At 70.2% G+C, this 13,854-nt stretch carries 13 protein-coding genes; 11 read left to right on the top strand and 2 right to left on the bottom strand.

Annotated elements, in window-relative coordinates:
• Nucleotides 1-2 precede the first annotated feature (2 nt).
• From GIS00_RS26105 to GIS00_RS26080, 6 genes are all read left to right on the top strand, one after another.
• Nucleotides 3-701 carry a uridine kinase family protein gene (locus tag GIS00_RS26105; RefSeq protein ID WP_230314191.1) on the top strand — a complete coding sequence of 233 codons (699 nt, stop codon included), beginning with the start codon at nucleotides 3-5 and terminating at the stop codon, nucleotides 699-701.
• A 350-nt stretch (nucleotides 702-1,051) separates the two neighbouring features.
• A complete protein-coding gene (locus GIS00_RS26100) occupies nucleotides 1,052-2,779 on the top strand; it encodes an ABC transporter substrate-binding protein (protein ID WP_230314203.1) in 1,728 nt (575 codons plus the stop codon).
• 128 nt (nucleotides 2,780-2,907) lie between these two features.
• Nucleotides 2,908-3,918 (top strand): ABC transporter permease, encoded by a 1,011-nt coding sequence (locus GIS00_RS26095; RefSeq protein ID WP_322098475.1) that lies wholly within the window; start codon nucleotides 2,908-2,910, stop codon nucleotides 3,916-3,918.
• A 7-nt stretch (nucleotides 3,919-3,925) separates the two neighbouring features.
• Nucleotides 3,926-4,936 carry an ABC transporter permease gene (locus tag GIS00_RS26090; protein WP_154771405.1) on the top strand — a complete coding sequence of 337 codons (1,011 nt, stop codon included), beginning with the start codon at nucleotides 3,926-3,928 and terminating at the stop codon, nucleotides 4,934-4,936.
• A 5-nt stretch (nucleotides 4,937-4,941) separates the two neighbouring features.
• The gene (locus GIS00_RS26085; protein ID WP_154771404.1) at nucleotides 4,942-5,976 is read left to right on the top strand and encodes an ABC transporter ATP-binding protein; all 1,035 of its coding nucleotides are present in this window, start codon (nucleotides 4,942-4,944) and stop codon (nucleotides 5,974-5,976) included.
• A gap of 8 nt (nucleotides 5,977-5,984) precedes the next feature.
• Nucleotides 5,985-7,061 carry an ABC transporter ATP-binding protein gene (locus GIS00_RS26080; protein WP_154771423.1) on the top strand — a complete coding sequence of 359 codons (1,077 nt, stop codon included), beginning with the start codon at nucleotides 5,985-5,987 and terminating at the stop codon, nucleotides 7,059-7,061.
• On the opposite strand, the gene GIS00_RS26075 is transcribed toward GIS00_RS26080, so the two are convergent.
• Together GIS00_RS26075 and GIS00_RS26070 are read right to left on the bottom strand one after the other, a co-directional pair.
• Complete coding sequence (locus tag GIS00_RS26075) at nucleotides 7,058-7,471, bottom strand: nitroreductase family deazaflavin-dependent oxidoreductase (protein WP_154771403.1); 414 nt, start codon at nucleotides 7,469-7,471, stop codon at nucleotides 7,058-7,060. The genes GIS00_RS26080 and GIS00_RS26075 overlap by 4 nt on opposite strands.
• 75 nt (nucleotides 7,472-7,546) lie before the next feature.
• A complete protein-coding gene (locus GIS00_RS26070) occupies nucleotides 7,547-7,753 on the bottom strand; it encodes an RNA-binding S4 domain-containing protein (protein WP_322098473.1) in 207 nt (68 codons plus the stop codon).
• A gap of 541 nt (nucleotides 7,754-8,294) precedes the next feature.
• On the opposite strand from GIS00_RS26070, the gene GIS00_RS26065 reads away from it, so the two are divergent.
• From GIS00_RS26065 to GIS00_RS26045, 5 genes are all read left to right on the top strand, one after another.
• Nucleotides 8,295-9,335: an isopenicillin N synthase family dioxygenase gene (locus GIS00_RS26065; protein ID WP_322098472.1), complete on the top strand. Its 1,041-nt coding sequence runs from the start codon at nucleotides 8,295-8,297 to the stop codon at nucleotides 9,333-9,335.
• 5 nt (nucleotides 9,336-9,340) lie between these two features.
• The gene (locus GIS00_RS26060) at nucleotides 9,341-9,616 is read left to right on the top strand and encodes a 2Fe-2S iron-sulfur cluster-binding protein (RefSeq protein ID WP_322098471.1); all 276 of its coding nucleotides are present in this window, start codon (nucleotides 9,341-9,343) and stop codon (nucleotides 9,614-9,616) included.
• A 214-nt stretch (nucleotides 9,617-9,830) separates the two neighbouring features.
• Nucleotides 9,831-11,345 (top strand): sugar ABC transporter ATP-binding protein, encoded by a 1,515-nt coding sequence (locus GIS00_RS26055; RefSeq protein WP_154771401.1) that lies wholly within the window; start codon nucleotides 9,831-9,833, stop codon nucleotides 11,343-11,345.
• On the top strand, nucleotides 11,342-12,424 hold the full coding sequence (locus GIS00_RS26050) for an ABC transporter permease (RefSeq protein ID WP_196073475.1): 1,083 nt from the start codon (nucleotides 11,342-11,344) through the stop codon (nucleotides 12,422-12,424). The genes GIS00_RS26055 and GIS00_RS26050 overlap by 4 nt, the downstream gene beginning before the upstream one ends.
• Nucleotides 12,425-12,662: 238 nt before the next feature.
• Nucleotides 12,663-13,853 (top strand): sugar ABC transporter substrate-binding protein, encoded by a 1,191-nt coding sequence (locus GIS00_RS26045; RefSeq protein ID WP_154771399.1) that lies wholly within the window; start codon nucleotides 12,663-12,665, stop codon nucleotides 13,851-13,853.
• Nucleotide 13,854 lies beyond the last annotated feature (1 nt).

Raw genomic sequence — 13,854 nt, 5'->3', positions numbered from 1 at the left:
GGATGCCGGAACCGGCCGACGGTCGTGACGGCCGGCCGGATCCTGCCGACGACCGGCCGGACCGCCCTGCCGACGGCCGGCCGGACCCTGCCGATGACCGGTCGTACCGCCTCGCCGACGACCCTGTAGGAAGCGCGGCCGACGACCCGGTCCGCCGCGCCGCCGATCTGACCCTGGCGGCACCGCCCCGGCTGGGATCCGTGCGGTTGGTGGCGGTCGACGGTCCCAGCGGATCCGGTAAGACGACTTTCGCCACCGCACTGGCCGGCGAATTCCGCCGGCGGGGGATCCGCCGGGCGGTGTTCTCCACCGACCTGCTGGCCACCTGGGACGACCCCTTCGGGTGGTGGCCGAGGCTGGAAGTCGGTGTGCTGCAACCGCTGTCACGAGGTGAGGACGGTGCGGTGGTGGTGCAGGACTGGAGCTCCGGCGTGCCCCGGCCCGGCCGGACGGTGACCGTCCGGCTGCCCGAGGTGCTGGTGCTGGAGGGGGTGTCGGCCGGCAGGTCAGCCGTGTCGGACCGCACCAGTGCCCTCATCTGGGTCGAGATCCCTTCCACCGCCGAGCGTCTGGCCAGATCGGTGGGACGGGACGGGGAGTCGGAGCGCGACCATCTGACCCGCTGGCAACAGGACGAAACGGGCCATTTCGCCAGGGATCTGACCTCGTCCCGGGCCGACCTGACGGTCCGGCCCGACTGAGACGGTCCGACTGCGGCGACCGGTGGCCGCTGGTCGGGACGCGAATGCCGTTCCATCGAGCGGCAACGGTGTGACGGACGATCTTTTGCCCGGCACGCGGACAGCCACAGATTTTCCGCCCCTGCAGGTCTTCGGCCCACGGGTGTCCCGGTGTGGCACCGCGAAGGTAACGATAGGGTCACGAACCTAGGAGTCCGCAGTGCGCGGAACGTACGGTCCCCCGATATCCCGGGGCGCCGCCGCGTGCCCCGTGGATACCCGCGCACACCGAGCGAATGTGAAAGGTCGACAGGGTGAGACGCAAGACCGTGACACGCAGGACTTGGGCAGCGGCAGGACTCGCCGCCGCGATGACGATGAGCATGGCTGCCTGTGCCAGCTCCGACCGGGACAACGCGACGTCGTCGTCGAACGCCGCACCGGCCACCTCGGCCTCCGGCGGTTCCTCCGCGGTGGAGACCTCGTCCGGCGGAACCGGCGAAGGGTCCGCATCGGCGACCAGCTCGTCCGGGGGCGGTGGCGAGACCGACCAGACCTTCATCTTCGGCGCTGCCGGTGCCCCGAGCATGTTCGACCCGCTCTACGCGACCGACGGAGAGACGTTCCGGGTCACCCGCCAGATGTCCGAGGGGCTGGTCGGTTTCAAGGCCGGCACCGCCGATGTCGAGCCGCTGCTGGCCGAGTCGTGGGAGAGCTCCGAGGACGGCCTCACCTGGACGTTCAAGGTCCGCCAGGGCGTGAAGTTCGCCGACGGAACGGATCTCGATGCGGAGGCCGTCTGCTACAACTTCGAGCGCATGTACTCGCAGACCGAGGCCGGCGCCACCCAGGCCCAGTACTGGTCGGACACCATGGGCGGCTTCAAGGGCAGTTCCACGCCCAGCCTCTACAAGTCCTGCGAGGCCACCGATGCCGCGTCCGCGGTCATCACCCTGACCCGGTACACCTCGAAGTTCCCGGCGATCCTGGGTCTGCCGTCGTTCTCGATCCAGTCGCCGAAGGCTCTCGACGAGTACGACGCCAACGACGTGAAGGCCGTCGGTGACTCCTTCGAGTACCCGGCCTACGCCACCGAGCACCCGACCGGCACCGGCCCCTTCACCTTCGACTCCTACGACACCGCGAACAACACGGTGACGCTGGTCCGCAACGAGGACTACTGGGGCGAGAAGGCCAAGGTCGCCCAGTTGATCTTCAAGATCATCCCGGACGAGACGGCGCGCAAGCAGGAGCTGCAGGCCGGCACCATCGACGGCTACGACCTGCCGAACCCGGCCGACTGGCAGGGGCTGACGGACGAGGGCTTCAACGTCGCCGTCCGCCCGGCGTTCAACATCCTGTACCTGGGCATCGACCAGAAGAACAACCCGGCGCTGCAGGACCTCAAGGTCCGCCAGGCCATCGCCTACGCCCTCAACCGCGAGGAGTTCGTGACCTCGCAGCTGCCCGAGGGCGCCCAGGTCGCGCTGGAGTACTACCCGGACACCGTCGACGGCTACACCACCGACGTCGAGAAGTACGACTACGACCCGGAGAAGGCCAAGGCCCTGCTGGCCGAGGCCGGCCAGGCGAACCTGACGCTGAACTTCTGGTGGCCGACCGAGGTGTCGCGGCCGTACATGCCGGACCCCAAGGCCGTGTTCACCGCGTTCAAGGCCGATCTCGAGGACGTCGGGATCACCGTGAACGAGACCAGCAAGCCGTGGAACGGTGGCTATCTCGACGGTGTCGACGGTCGTCAGCCGGACCTGTTCCTGCTGGGCTGGACCGGTGACTACAACACGCCGGACAACTTCATCGGGACGTTCTTCTCCGACCCGACCAGCCGCTTCTCGACCGAGGACGCCCCATGGGGCACCACCCTCTCCGAGGAGCTGGCCACCGCCGACTCGGAGCCGGACGACACCAAGCGCAACGACCTGTACGTCGCGCTCAACAAGAAGCTGATGGCCGAGTACCTCCCCGCCATCCCGATCTCGCACTCGCCGCCGGCCATCGTGGTCGCGTCGACGGTGCAGGGTCTGGTGCCCAGCCCGTTGACCGACGAGAAGTTCATGACGGTCTTCAAGTCGGAGTGATCCACCTGCTCCGTCCCGCGTGATCGACGCCGCCGGGGTCCGTACCGCCACGGACCCCGGCGGCTGCGCGTGGACGGGCAGTCCGCACCGGCACCACCGAAGGACACCGCCGCCGTGAGGTTCTCCTCGTGTTGAGATACACCGTCCGCCGACTGCTCCAGCTGGTCCTGGTCCTGCTGGTGCTCTCCCTGCTGCTGTTCGTCTGGCTGCGCAGCCTGCCCGGTGGCACCGTCACCGCGATGCTGGGTGACCGCGCCACCCCGGAGAAGCGCCTCGAGCTGGAGGCGGTCCTCGGTCTGGACCAGCCGCTGATCGTCCAGTACTTCAAGTTCCTCGGCCGGGTGCTGCAGGGCAACTTCGGTGAGTCCACCGCCGTGGCACCGGGTTCCAGCGCGCTGGAGGTGTTCGGCGACCGGTTCCCGGCCACCATCGAGCTGGCCATCGGCGCGATGCTCTTCGCGCTGATCCTCGGCATCCCGCTCGGGTACCTGGCCGCCCGCCGCCGCGGCGGCATCGTGGACAACGCCGGTGTCGTCGTCTCGCTGCTGGGCATCGCGGTGCCGGTGTTCTTCCTGGCCTACGTGCTCAAGTTCGTGTTCGCGGTGAAACTCGGCTGGCTGCCGCCGTCCGGCCGGCAGTCGCCGGACATCGACGCCACCCGCGTCACGAACTTCTTCATCCTCGACGGCATCATGACCCGGGAGTGGGACGCCTCCTGGGACGCCGTCGAGCACCTGATCCTGCCGTCGATCGCGCTCGGCACCATCCCCTTCGCGGTGATCTTCCGGATCACCCGGTCCTCGGTGCTGGAGGTGCAGCACGAGGACTTCATCCGGACCGCGGAGGCAAAGGGCCTGCAGCGCGGCACCATCCGCAACCGGCACGTGCTGCGCAACGCCATGCTGCCGGTGGTGACGGTCACCGGCCTGCAGGCGGGTGCCCTGCTCGCCGGCGCCGTGCTGACCGAGAAGGTCTTCGCCTACCCGGGTCTGGGCGAGGCGACGTCGATCGCCTTCACCAGGAAGGACTACCCGGTGCTGCAGCTGCTGATCCTCGCGTCGGCGGCCACCTTCGTCATCATCAACCTCGTGGTCGACCTGCTGTACGCGGTGATCGACCCCCGGATCCGGGTACGGTGAGACGCAGATGAGTGACACCCCCTCGGGTCTCGAGAAGCCCGCGCTGTCGCCGCTCTCGGCGGTCGGCGCCGGCCGCAAGGACCGCATCGACCGGCTCGCCGCCCTCGGCGCGCCGGACCCCGACGACTCCGCCGCCGGCTCCGAGCGCGGAGTCTCGCTGATCGCCGAGGCCTGGCGGCGGCTGCGGGTCAGCCCGGTGTTCTGGGTCGGCGCGGTGATCATCGTGGCCTTCGTGCTGCTGGCGATCGTCGCGCCGTGGATCGCCCCGCACGACCCCGGCGAGCAGCTGCTGATCGGCCAGACGTCGCGTGCCCGCAACCAGATCGCCCCGTCCCAACCGGGTTTCCCGCTCGGTGGCGACACGCTCGGCCGGGACCTGTTCTCCCGCCTCATCCTCGGCAGTCGGCAGACCCTGCTGGTCGGTGTGTTCGCCACGCTGATCGGGCTGACCGGCGGCCTGATCCTGGGCATCCTGGCCGGCGCGTTCGGCGGTGTGGTGGACACCGTCGTGATGCGGATCGTGGACGTCATGCTCTCGATCCCCTCGCTGCTGCTGGCGATCTCGATCTCGGTGCTGTTCGCCAACCCCAACCTGACGACCGTGATCATCGCCGTCTCGGTGGTGCAGATACCCGTCTTCGCCCGGCTGCTGCGCGGGCAGATGCTGGCGCAGCGGGAGTCCGACCATGTGCTGGCCGCACGGTCCCTCGGCGTCCGGCGGCCGGCGATCGTCTTCCGGCACATGCTGCCGAACTCGCTGTCGCCGGTGATCGTGCAGGCCACCCTCGTGGTCGCCGTGTCGATCATCGACGCGGCCGCGCTGTCCTTCCTCGGTCTCGGCTCCCAGGACGTGTCGACGCCGGAGTGGGGACAGATGCTGGGCGAGGCGCAGGACCGTATCGACTCGCACCCCGGGCTGGCGTTCTGGCCGGCCGGCTGCATCATCGTGGTCTCGCTCGGTTTCACCCTGCTCGGCGAGACGCTGCGCGAGGCCATCGATCCGAAGAACCGGAGGTGAGCGCGATGTCCGAGGAGCTGCTGTCCGTCGAGGACCTGCGCGTGGAGTTCCGCCGCCGCGGGACGGAACCGTTCGCCGCGGTGGACGGGGTGTCGTTCCGGCTCACGCCCGGGCACACGCTGGGCATCGTGGGGGAGTCCGGCTCCGGGAAATCGGTCACCTCGCTGGCGATCATGCGGTTGCTGTCCGGCCGCAACACCCGCGTGCAGGGGAAGGTGCTGTTCGAGGGCTCCGACCTGCTCACCCTGTCCCGGCCGGCCATGCGGGACAAGCGCGGCCGGGACCTGGCGATGATCTTCCAGGACCCGTTGTCCAGCCTGAACCCGGTGGTGTCCATCGGGATCCAGGTCGCCGAGGTGCTGATCCGGCACCGCGGGATGAAGCGCTCGGCGGCGCTGCGCGAGTCGGCCGACCTGCTCGACCAGGTCGGCATCCCGGACCCGAACCGGCGGCTCAAGGAGTACCCGCACCAGCTCTCCGGCGGGCTGCGGCAGCGGGCGCTGATCACCATGGCGCTGGCCTGCCGGCCGCGGCTGCTGATCGCCGACGAGCCGACGACCGCGCTGGACGTCACCATCCAGGCCCAGATCCTCTCCCTGCTGCGCAGTCTCGTGCAGGACCACGGCACCGCACTGATCATGATCACCCACGACCTGGGCGTGGTCGCCGGGCTGTGCGACGAGGTCAACGTGATGTACGGCGGGCGGATCGTGGAGCGGGCCGGCCGGCACGACCTGTTCTCCTCGCCCGGTCACCCGTACACGCACGGCCTGCTGCGGTCGATCCCGCGACTGGACGCGCTGGAGCAGCGGCTGACCCCGATCCGCGGGTCGGTGTCCGACAACATCCCGTGGACGTCCGGATGTGCGTTCGCGCCGCGCTGCGACCGGGAGGTCGCCGCCTGCCGGGAAACCACACCGCAGCTGGAGATCGCGATGGAACGCCCGGCCGGGCACTGGCTCCGCTGTCACCACCCGGTGTCCGCGGACGCGCCCGAGGTCTACGCGGACGTCGCCGTGCTGGAACAGGAGATCTCGTGACCGCCGACCTGCCCGACGCCGGTGCCGGTGCGGCCGGGACGGCGCTCGACCCGGCCGGTCCGCTGCTGGTGGTCGAGGACCTCAAGGTGCACTTCCCGATCCGGCGCGGGGTGCTCTTCGACCGCACCGTCGGCCACGTGTACGCCGTCGACGGGGTCAGCCTGTCCGTGCAGCGCGGCGAGACCTACGGCCTGGTCGGCGAATCCGGTTGTGGCAAGTCCACTCTCGGGCGTGCGATCCTGCGCCTCACCGAGCCGACTTCGGGCTCGGTGTGGTTCGACGGCGTCGACGTGGCCGCGATGGGCACCGGCGAGCTGCGCCGCGAGCGCCGCCGGATGCAGATGGTGTTCCAGGACCCGCTGTCCTCGCTCGACCCGCGCCAGTCGGTGGAGTCCATCCTGGTCGAGGGCATGAAGGCGCACGACCTGGCCGGATCCGCGGCCGAGACCAACCGGCGGCTCCGGCAGTTGCTGGCCGCCGTCGGGCTGCCGGGCAGCTCGCTGGCCAAGTACCCGCACGAGTTCTCCGGCGGGCAGCGGCAGCGGATCGGCATCGCCAGGGCGCTCACCGTCGACCCGGACCTCATCGTCGCCGACGAACCCGTGTCCGCGTTGGACGTCTCGGTGCAGGCGCAGGTGGTCAACCTGCTGGAGGACCTGCAGCGCGAGCTCGGCCTGACCTACCTGGTCATCGCACACGACCTGGCCGTGGTGAGGCACATCGCCGACCGGGTCGGCGTCATGTACCTGGGCGCACTGGTCGAGGAGACCACCTCCGAGGCGCTCTACGCCGAGCCGCTGCACCCGTACAGCCGGGCGCTGCTGTCCGCGGTCCCGGTGCCGGACCCGGTGGTCGAGGACAGCCGGGAGCGCATCCTGCTCACCGGCGACCTGCCCTCCCCGGCCAACCCGCCGACCGGCTGCCGGTTCCACACCCGCTGCCCCTGGCGGCAGCCCACCCGGTGCGACGACGAGCGGCCCGAGCTGGTCGAGCACCGCCCGGGGCACAAGGTCGCCTGCCACTGGGTCGACGGGATCGCCTCCGGCGAGATCACTCCGCGCAGCGAGAACGTCGACGTCCTCTAGTCGGTGTCGCTCCGGGTGAGCACCACCACCGGGATCTCCCGGTCGGTCTGCTGCTCGTGCTCGGCGAAGAACGGGTACAGCTGGGTGATCATCGACCATCGCCGGTCCCGGTCGGTACCGGTCGCCGCGTGTGCGGTGCCGTCGAACTCCTCGTCCGGCAGTTCGACGTGCACGGCCGGATCCGCCGCCAGGTTGAGATACCAGGCCGGGTGCTGGGGCGCGCCCATGTTGGACGCGATCACCAGCACCTCGTCCCCCTCGCGGTGGAACATCATCGGGCTGGTGTGCGGCCGCCCGGACCGGCGGCCGGTGGTGGTGAGCAGCAGCAGCCGGTCCCGGTGCATGCCCTCGATCTCGCCGCCCGCGCGGAACTGCGCGATCACACCTTCGTTGACCTTCTTGATGTCCATCCGGACTCCTCTGTCAGTGCGGTGCGATGCGGTGCGGTGCGGGCGTGGTGCTCGCGCCGATCGCGACGGGGCGGCTCAGACCAGCCGGACCGGGTCGCCGTCCAGCGCGATGACGTCGCCCTTGTGCAACTGCCGCCCGCGCCGGGTCTCCACCTCGCCGTTGACGGTCACCAGGCCGTCCGCGAGCAGCGGGCGCACGTCCGCGCCGGTGTCCACCGCGCCGGCCAGCTTCAGCAGCTGGCCCAGCCGGATCATGTCCCCGGAGATCTCGATGTCCTGCACGGGGTCATCCTCCCGCAACCGACCGACAGCCGCTGACAACCGCTGATAACCACTGACAACTACTGACAACTACTGACAACTACTGACAACTACTGACAACCGCAGACAACCACTGACAGGCGCCGGCCGCTGCCGATCGCCGACCGGGCCGTCCGCCGTCCGGCTGCCTTGTCCCCATCCGTGGCGGGCCCGCCCGGGCTCCGATCCTTGTGTCGGGCGGCGGTCCGCGTTTCCGGGTGTGACGCCCGGATTGCCGGTGTGCACCACGGCCCGATCCGACGGTCCGGGATGTGCAGTGTGGACATTGCCGGTCGGTGCGCCGCCCCGCGATGCTGGTCGGGTCGGCGCCGCCGCACGCCGGCGTCACCCCGGTCCGCCACCGGTGGATCCGGCCGGCCGGGTGTCGTTCACGTGGGGACGGCCGGCAGCGACGGATCGCCGCACGCCGCTGCGGGACCGGGCGACGCACCCGGATCGCCACCGACCGACCAGCCAGAACGCACCGGACCAGACCAGCAGCACCGGACCGAAGGAGATCCCAGTGAGCAACCCGGAGAGTGTCGTCCCGGTCATCGACATCGCACCGTTGACCGGCGGCGACCCGGCGGCGAAGGCCGCGGTGGTGGCACAGATCGGTGAGGCCTGTCGTGAGATCGGCTTCTTCCAGGTCATCGGGCACGGTGTGGACCTCGGCCTGGTGCAGCGGATGTACGACGTCTCGCGCAACTTCTTCGACCAGGAGATGTCCACCAAGCGGGCCGTCGCACAGCCGAACCCGGAGACCATCCGCGGCTACTGCGCGGTCGGCGAGCAGTCCTTCGCCTACAGCGACGACGTGTCCACCCCGCCGGACCTGCACGAGAAGTACGACGTCGGACCGGTCGACGTGCCGAAGGGCGACCCCTACTACTCGGTGGAGAACGCCGGCGGTCACTTCCTGCCCAATCAGTGGCCGGCGGAACCCGCTGCCATGGAATCGATCTGGACCGAGTACTTCGGTGTGATGAACGATCTCTGCGGACGGATCATGGGTGCCTTCGCGCTGGCGCTGGAGCTGCCGGAGAACTTCTTCGCCGACAAGATCGACAAGGACATCAGCATGCTGCGGGCGATCAACTACCCGCACACCGGCACGGCACCGCTGCCCGGGCAGATGCGGGCCGGCGCGCACACCGACTACGGCAGCCTGACCATCGTGCGGCAGGAGGAGGCACCCGGCGGCCTGCAGGTCTTCACCCAGGACGGCGACTGGATGCCGGTGCCGGTGGTGCCGGGCGGTTTCGTCGTCAACATCGGCGACCTGATGGCGCAGTGGACGAACGACGAGTGGATCTCCACCCGGCACCGGGTGGCCCCGCCGCCCGCCGACAGCGGTGACAGCCGCCGGATGTCGCTGGTCTTCTTCCACCAGCCGAACTACGACGCGCTGGTCGAGGTGCTGCCGAGCTGCGTGCCCGAGGGTGAGGAGCCGAAGTACGCCCCGGTCACCTCCGGCGATCACCTGATCAGCAAGTTCGTCAAGACGCACAGCGGTGGCCCGGCGCCGCAGCAGGGCCTCGCCTCGCTCGTGGCCGGCGGCTGACCGGCGTGCCGCCGCCGGACTCCTTCGTCGTCGAGCTGCGGGCCAGTGGTCATCGCCTGGAGATCGGCCCGGACCGGTCCATTCTCGAGGAGGTGGAGAAGCACGTCCCGGTCGACTTCACCTGCCGCAAGGGTGAGTGCGGCAGCTGCGTGCAGAAGGTGCTGGAAGGCCGCCCCGCGCACCGCGACACCGTGCTGAGCAAGCGGGCGAAGGAAGCCGGGAAGCGCATCACCATCTGCGTCAGCAGGTCCGAGACCGACGTGCTGGTACTGGATCTGTGACACGGTCGCGCATCCCGGCCGACCGGGGCCGGGACGGTGGCCCAGGTTTCCGGGATGTCACCGGCGGTGTCCATGTTGTTTCGATCGTGCGCAAGGCCTCGCCCACGGCGCCCGCACAGTGCATTGTCCATAGGTCCCGCCCGCTCCCTGCCCCACCGGACCCCGGTACCACCCCGCGCACCACCACCCCACGCACCACCAGGAGGACGCCCGCATGACCTCACCCGCGACGCCGACGGCACCGGGCGTGCCGGCGTTGCAGGTCGTGGACGTCAGCGTGACGTTCCCCGGGGTGCGGGCGCTGCGCTCGGTCGACATGACCGTGGGCGCCGGCAGCGTGCACGCGCTGCTCGGTGAGAACGGGGCCGGCAAATCGACCCTGATCAAGGTGATCACCGGGGCGCAGAAGCCCGACACCGGCAGCGTTCTCATCGGCGGGCAGGAGCTCCGCACGCACACCCCGCGGGCCGCCCAGCGGCTCGGCGTGCGGGTGGTGCACCAGGAGCGGCAGATCGCCAAGGACCTGTCGGTGGCGCAGAACGTGCTGCTGGACGACCTGCCGTCCACCGCCGGCCGGGTCGGCTACCGCACCATGGTGCGGCTGGCCCAGGAACACCTGGACCGGGTGGGCGTCGCGGTCGACGCGCGCGCCCTGGCCGGGGATCTCACCGCCGCCCAGCAGCAGCTGGTGGAACTGGTCCGGGCCGTGCACCGGCCGGCGCCGCTGGTGGTGATGGACGAGCCGACCGCCTCGCTGCGACGCAGTGAGGTCGACGTGCTGTTCCGGGTGATCGACGGGCTGCGGGCGGCCGGCACCTCGCTGCTCTACATCTCCCACCACCTGCACGAGGTGTTCGAGATCGTCGACCGGGCAACGGTCCTGCGCAACGGCGCGCACGTCGCCGACCTGGCTGTGGCCGAGACGGACTCCGACGAATTGGTGCGGATCATGTTCGACCGCGACGTCGCGCACACCCGGCTGCCGCGGCCGGATCGCGACCACGGCCGGATCACCCTGTCCGCGAACGGGGTGGCCCGCGCACCCGGACTGCGCACCACCGACGTCGAATTGCGCAGCGGCGAGATCCTGGCACTCTGCGGGGCGGCCGGCTCCGGGACGTCGGAACTGGCCGAGGTGCTGGCCGGCGCACAGCGACCGGACACCGGCATGGTCACCGTCGGCCGGTCCCGGCTGGGTGGCCGCAGCGGCGCCGCGTCGCAGGGCATCGGGTTCGTGCCGGCCGATCGCAAGGCCGGGGGACTGCTGCTGGAGCGGTCGATCTCGGAGAACCTGCTGCTGTCGGAGCGCGGCCCGTCCACCTGGCTGTTCCGGCCCCGCCGGGCGCTGGCGACGGCGCGCGAGGCATTGCGTCGCGGCCGGGTGAGGGCCGATGATCCGCAGCGCCCGGTCGCCACCCTGTCCGGCGGCAACCAGCAGCGGGTGATCTTCGCCCGCTGGCTGCTGGCCGGCAGCGACGTGCTGGTGCTGGACCAGCCCACCGCCGGTGTCGACGTCGCGGCGAAGTTCGAGATCTACGAGCAGCTCATCGATCTCACCGCGCAAGGACTGTCCGTGGTGATGGTCTCCAGCGACTACGAGGAGATCGCCTGCCTGGCCGACCGGGTGCTGGTCTTCCGGGATGGCTCGGTGGTGGCGGAGGTCGACGGCGCAGAGGTGTCGCCGGAGCGGTTGTACCAACTGGAAATGGGCACGGGAGTGACGGCGTGAGCGACCTTCTCAGCAAGACACCGGCGCCGGACGGCAGGAGTACGGCCACCCCGGTGCGGGCCGGCCGGCCGTCGTCGCCGGCGCTGGCGGCGCTGCGCACGGTGCTGCCGCTGCTGCTGGCCGTCGTGGTGCTGTCGATCTTCTCGAACTCCCGCAACGACGCGTTCCTGACCTGGAACAACTTCAACAACATCCTCACCCAGATCGCCGCTCTCGGGATCCTCGCCGCCGGCCAGACGTTCCTGATCATCGGCGGCCAGATGGACCTGTCGGTGGGCAGTATGGTCTCCTTCCTCGCCGTGCTGGCGGCGAAGATGCTGGGTGCCGACTGGAGCGATCCCGCCGTCATCGCACTGTGTCTCGTCGTCGGTGTGGTCGTCGGGGCGATCTGGGGGCTCATCGTCGCCTTCCTGAAGGTGCCGCCGTTCATCCTCACCCTGGGCGGGCTCAGCATCTTCGCCTCGCTCGCCCTGGTGCTGGCCAACAACACCCCGGTCGCAGTCCCGGAGGGCCTGGACTGGCTCGGCTTCGGCCAGCCGCTAGGGCTCCGCACACCGGCCTTCGTGCTGCTGGTCGTGCTGATCCTGGCCGGCCTGGTGCTGCACTTCACCAAGTTCGGCCGCAACGTCTACGCCCTCGGATCCTCGCCGCAGGCAGCCTATCTCGCCGGCATCCCGACCAAGCGGCTGACCGTCGAGCTGTTCATGCTGAACGGGTTGATCGTCGGCATCGCCGGCCTGGTGATGATGGCGCGGCTGTCCAGCGGCGACCCCAGGTCCGGCATCGGCCTCGAGCTCAGTGTCATCGCGGCCACCGTGCTCGGCGGCGCCGCCCTGGCCGGCGGTCGCGGCACCATGGTCGGCACCTTCTTCGGCGCCCTGGTGTTCGGCGTGGTCGGTGCGTCGCTGACCTTCCTCCGGGTGCCCGGGGCCTACCAGAGCCTGGTCTCGGGCGGGATTCTCGTCTTCGCCGTGCTGGCGACCGCGCTCGCCGACCGGTACCGCGAGTCCGGCCGGCGGTTCGCCAGGCGGGCCGCGGCCACACCGTCGTCCGTCACCGGAGCGGCACCGCCCGGCTGACCCGCGTTCCACCCACAGTTCTCCTCCCGGCCGGTCGGCCGGGGGCGGCCGCGTCACCGACGCCGCGGTGCACCACCCGCAGTTCCTGCACCGCATGCCCGCACCACCCGCTCCTGCAACGCCTGTCGCACGACCCGTGCTCCTCCGCCTGTGCTCCACCGCCCTGTCCACGACACCACGCACCACCCGGGCCTGCGCCTCTCGCATGCCAGACATCCGCCACCGATGGGAGACCCACATGTCCGACGAGCAGCCCGGTTCGCACTTCCCGGCCGGGAAGATCTTCAAGATCGACCGCCGCAGCTTCGACCGGCGCACCTTCCTGCGCAGCACCGGCCTGGTGGCCGGCGTGATGGCCTTCGGCGGTGTCGCGGCCGCCTGCGGCAGCGACGAGACCCCCGCTGCCACCACCACTCCCGGCACCACGGCGTCCTCCGCCGGCACCACCTCCGCGTCCGCGGCCACCTCGGCGTCGTCGGCGTCGGAGACTTCCGGGGCGACCTCGGCGTCCGAGGCGACGTCCGCCGCGAGCGGCGCCGGGGCCGGCATGACCATCGGCATCTCGCTCAACGGCATCAATGCCTACTCCGGCTACGTGGCCGAGGGCGTGATGAAGGCGCTCGAGGGCACCGAGTACGAGGTCATCGGGGTGCAGAGCAACTTCGACTCCAGCACCGAGCTCGGCAACATCCAGAACCTGCTGTCGCAGGGCATCAACGGGCTCGTCGTGTTGCCCGCCGACTCGACCACCATCGCCAAGGCCGCGCAGCTCTGCGCCGATCAGGGCGTGGCCGTGGGCAACGGCCTGTGGCCCGGGGAGTCCGACGCCGACCAGTACTTCACCGGTGTCGCCAACCTGGACTCGGTCGAGGGCGGCAAGCTGATCGGTGAGTACCTGAAGGCGAACGCCAAGCCCGGCAAGGTGATCGTGGTCCAGGGCATCGTCGGCCAGGGCTTCTCGGAGAAGATCGACGAGGGCCTGGATGCCTCGCTGGACGGCAGCGGCTTCGAGATCGTCGTCCGGGAGCAGGGCTTCTTCGGTCGCGACCAGGCGACGAAGATCGTCGAGACCGGCCTGCAGGCGAACCCGGACGCGACCGCCGTCGTCGCCTACTCCGCCTCGATGAGCGACGGCATCGCCTCGTACCTGAAGGCGCAGTCGATCGACACCATCACCCACATCTCCAGCGACGCCGACGACGAGATGTTCACCTACTTCGGCACGCCCTACCTGGCCGCGGCCCGCTACTACTCGGCGGCCGAGACGGGACTCGTGTGCGCGGAGGCGGTCCGGGCGAAGCTCGAGGGCGGCACGCCGACCTTCGACAACCCCATCTTCCAGGCGATGATCACCGATGCGGACGCCGACTCCGTGGTCGCCGAGCACCCGTACCGCTATGCGGAGTTCGAAGGCAAGGTCAGCTTCTGAT

The sequence above is a fragment of the Nakamurella alba genome, assembly GCF_009707545.1.
Lineage (GTDB): Bacteria > Actinomycetota > Actinomycetes > Mycobacteriales > Nakamurellaceae > Nakamurella > Nakamurella alba.
The sequence above is the reverse complement of the archived record's forward strand: the minus strand, read 5'-3'. Positions and strand labels throughout refer to the sequence as shown.

Coding starts and splice junctions, on each gene's coding strand:
- GIS00_RS26055 (WP_154771401.1), top strand. CDS start 9,831: ATGACCTCACCCGCGACGCCGACGGCACCGGGCGTGCCGGCGTTGCAG.
- GIS00_RS26045 (WP_154771399.1), top strand. CDS start 12,663: ATGTCCGACGAGCAGCCCGGTTCGCACTTCCCGGCCGGGAAGATCTTC.
- GIS00_RS26090 (WP_154771405.1), top strand. CDS start 3,926: ATGAGTGACACCCCCTCGGGTCTCGAGAAGCCCGCGCTGTCGCCGCTC.
- GIS00_RS26075 (WP_154771403.1), bottom strand. CDS start 7,471: ATGGACATCAAGAAGGTCAACGAAGGTGTGATCGCGCAGTTCCGCGCG.
- GIS00_RS26085 (WP_154771404.1), top strand. CDS start 4,942: ATGTCCGAGGAGCTGCTGTCCGTCGAGGACCTGCGCGTGGAGTTCCGC.
- GIS00_RS26105 (WP_230314191.1), top strand. CDS start 3: ATGCCGGAACCGGCCGACGGTCGTGACGGCCGGCCGGATCCTGCCGAC.
- GIS00_RS26100 (WP_230314203.1), top strand. CDS start 1,052: ATGACGATGAGCATGGCTGCCTGTGCCAGCTCCGACCGGGACAACGCG.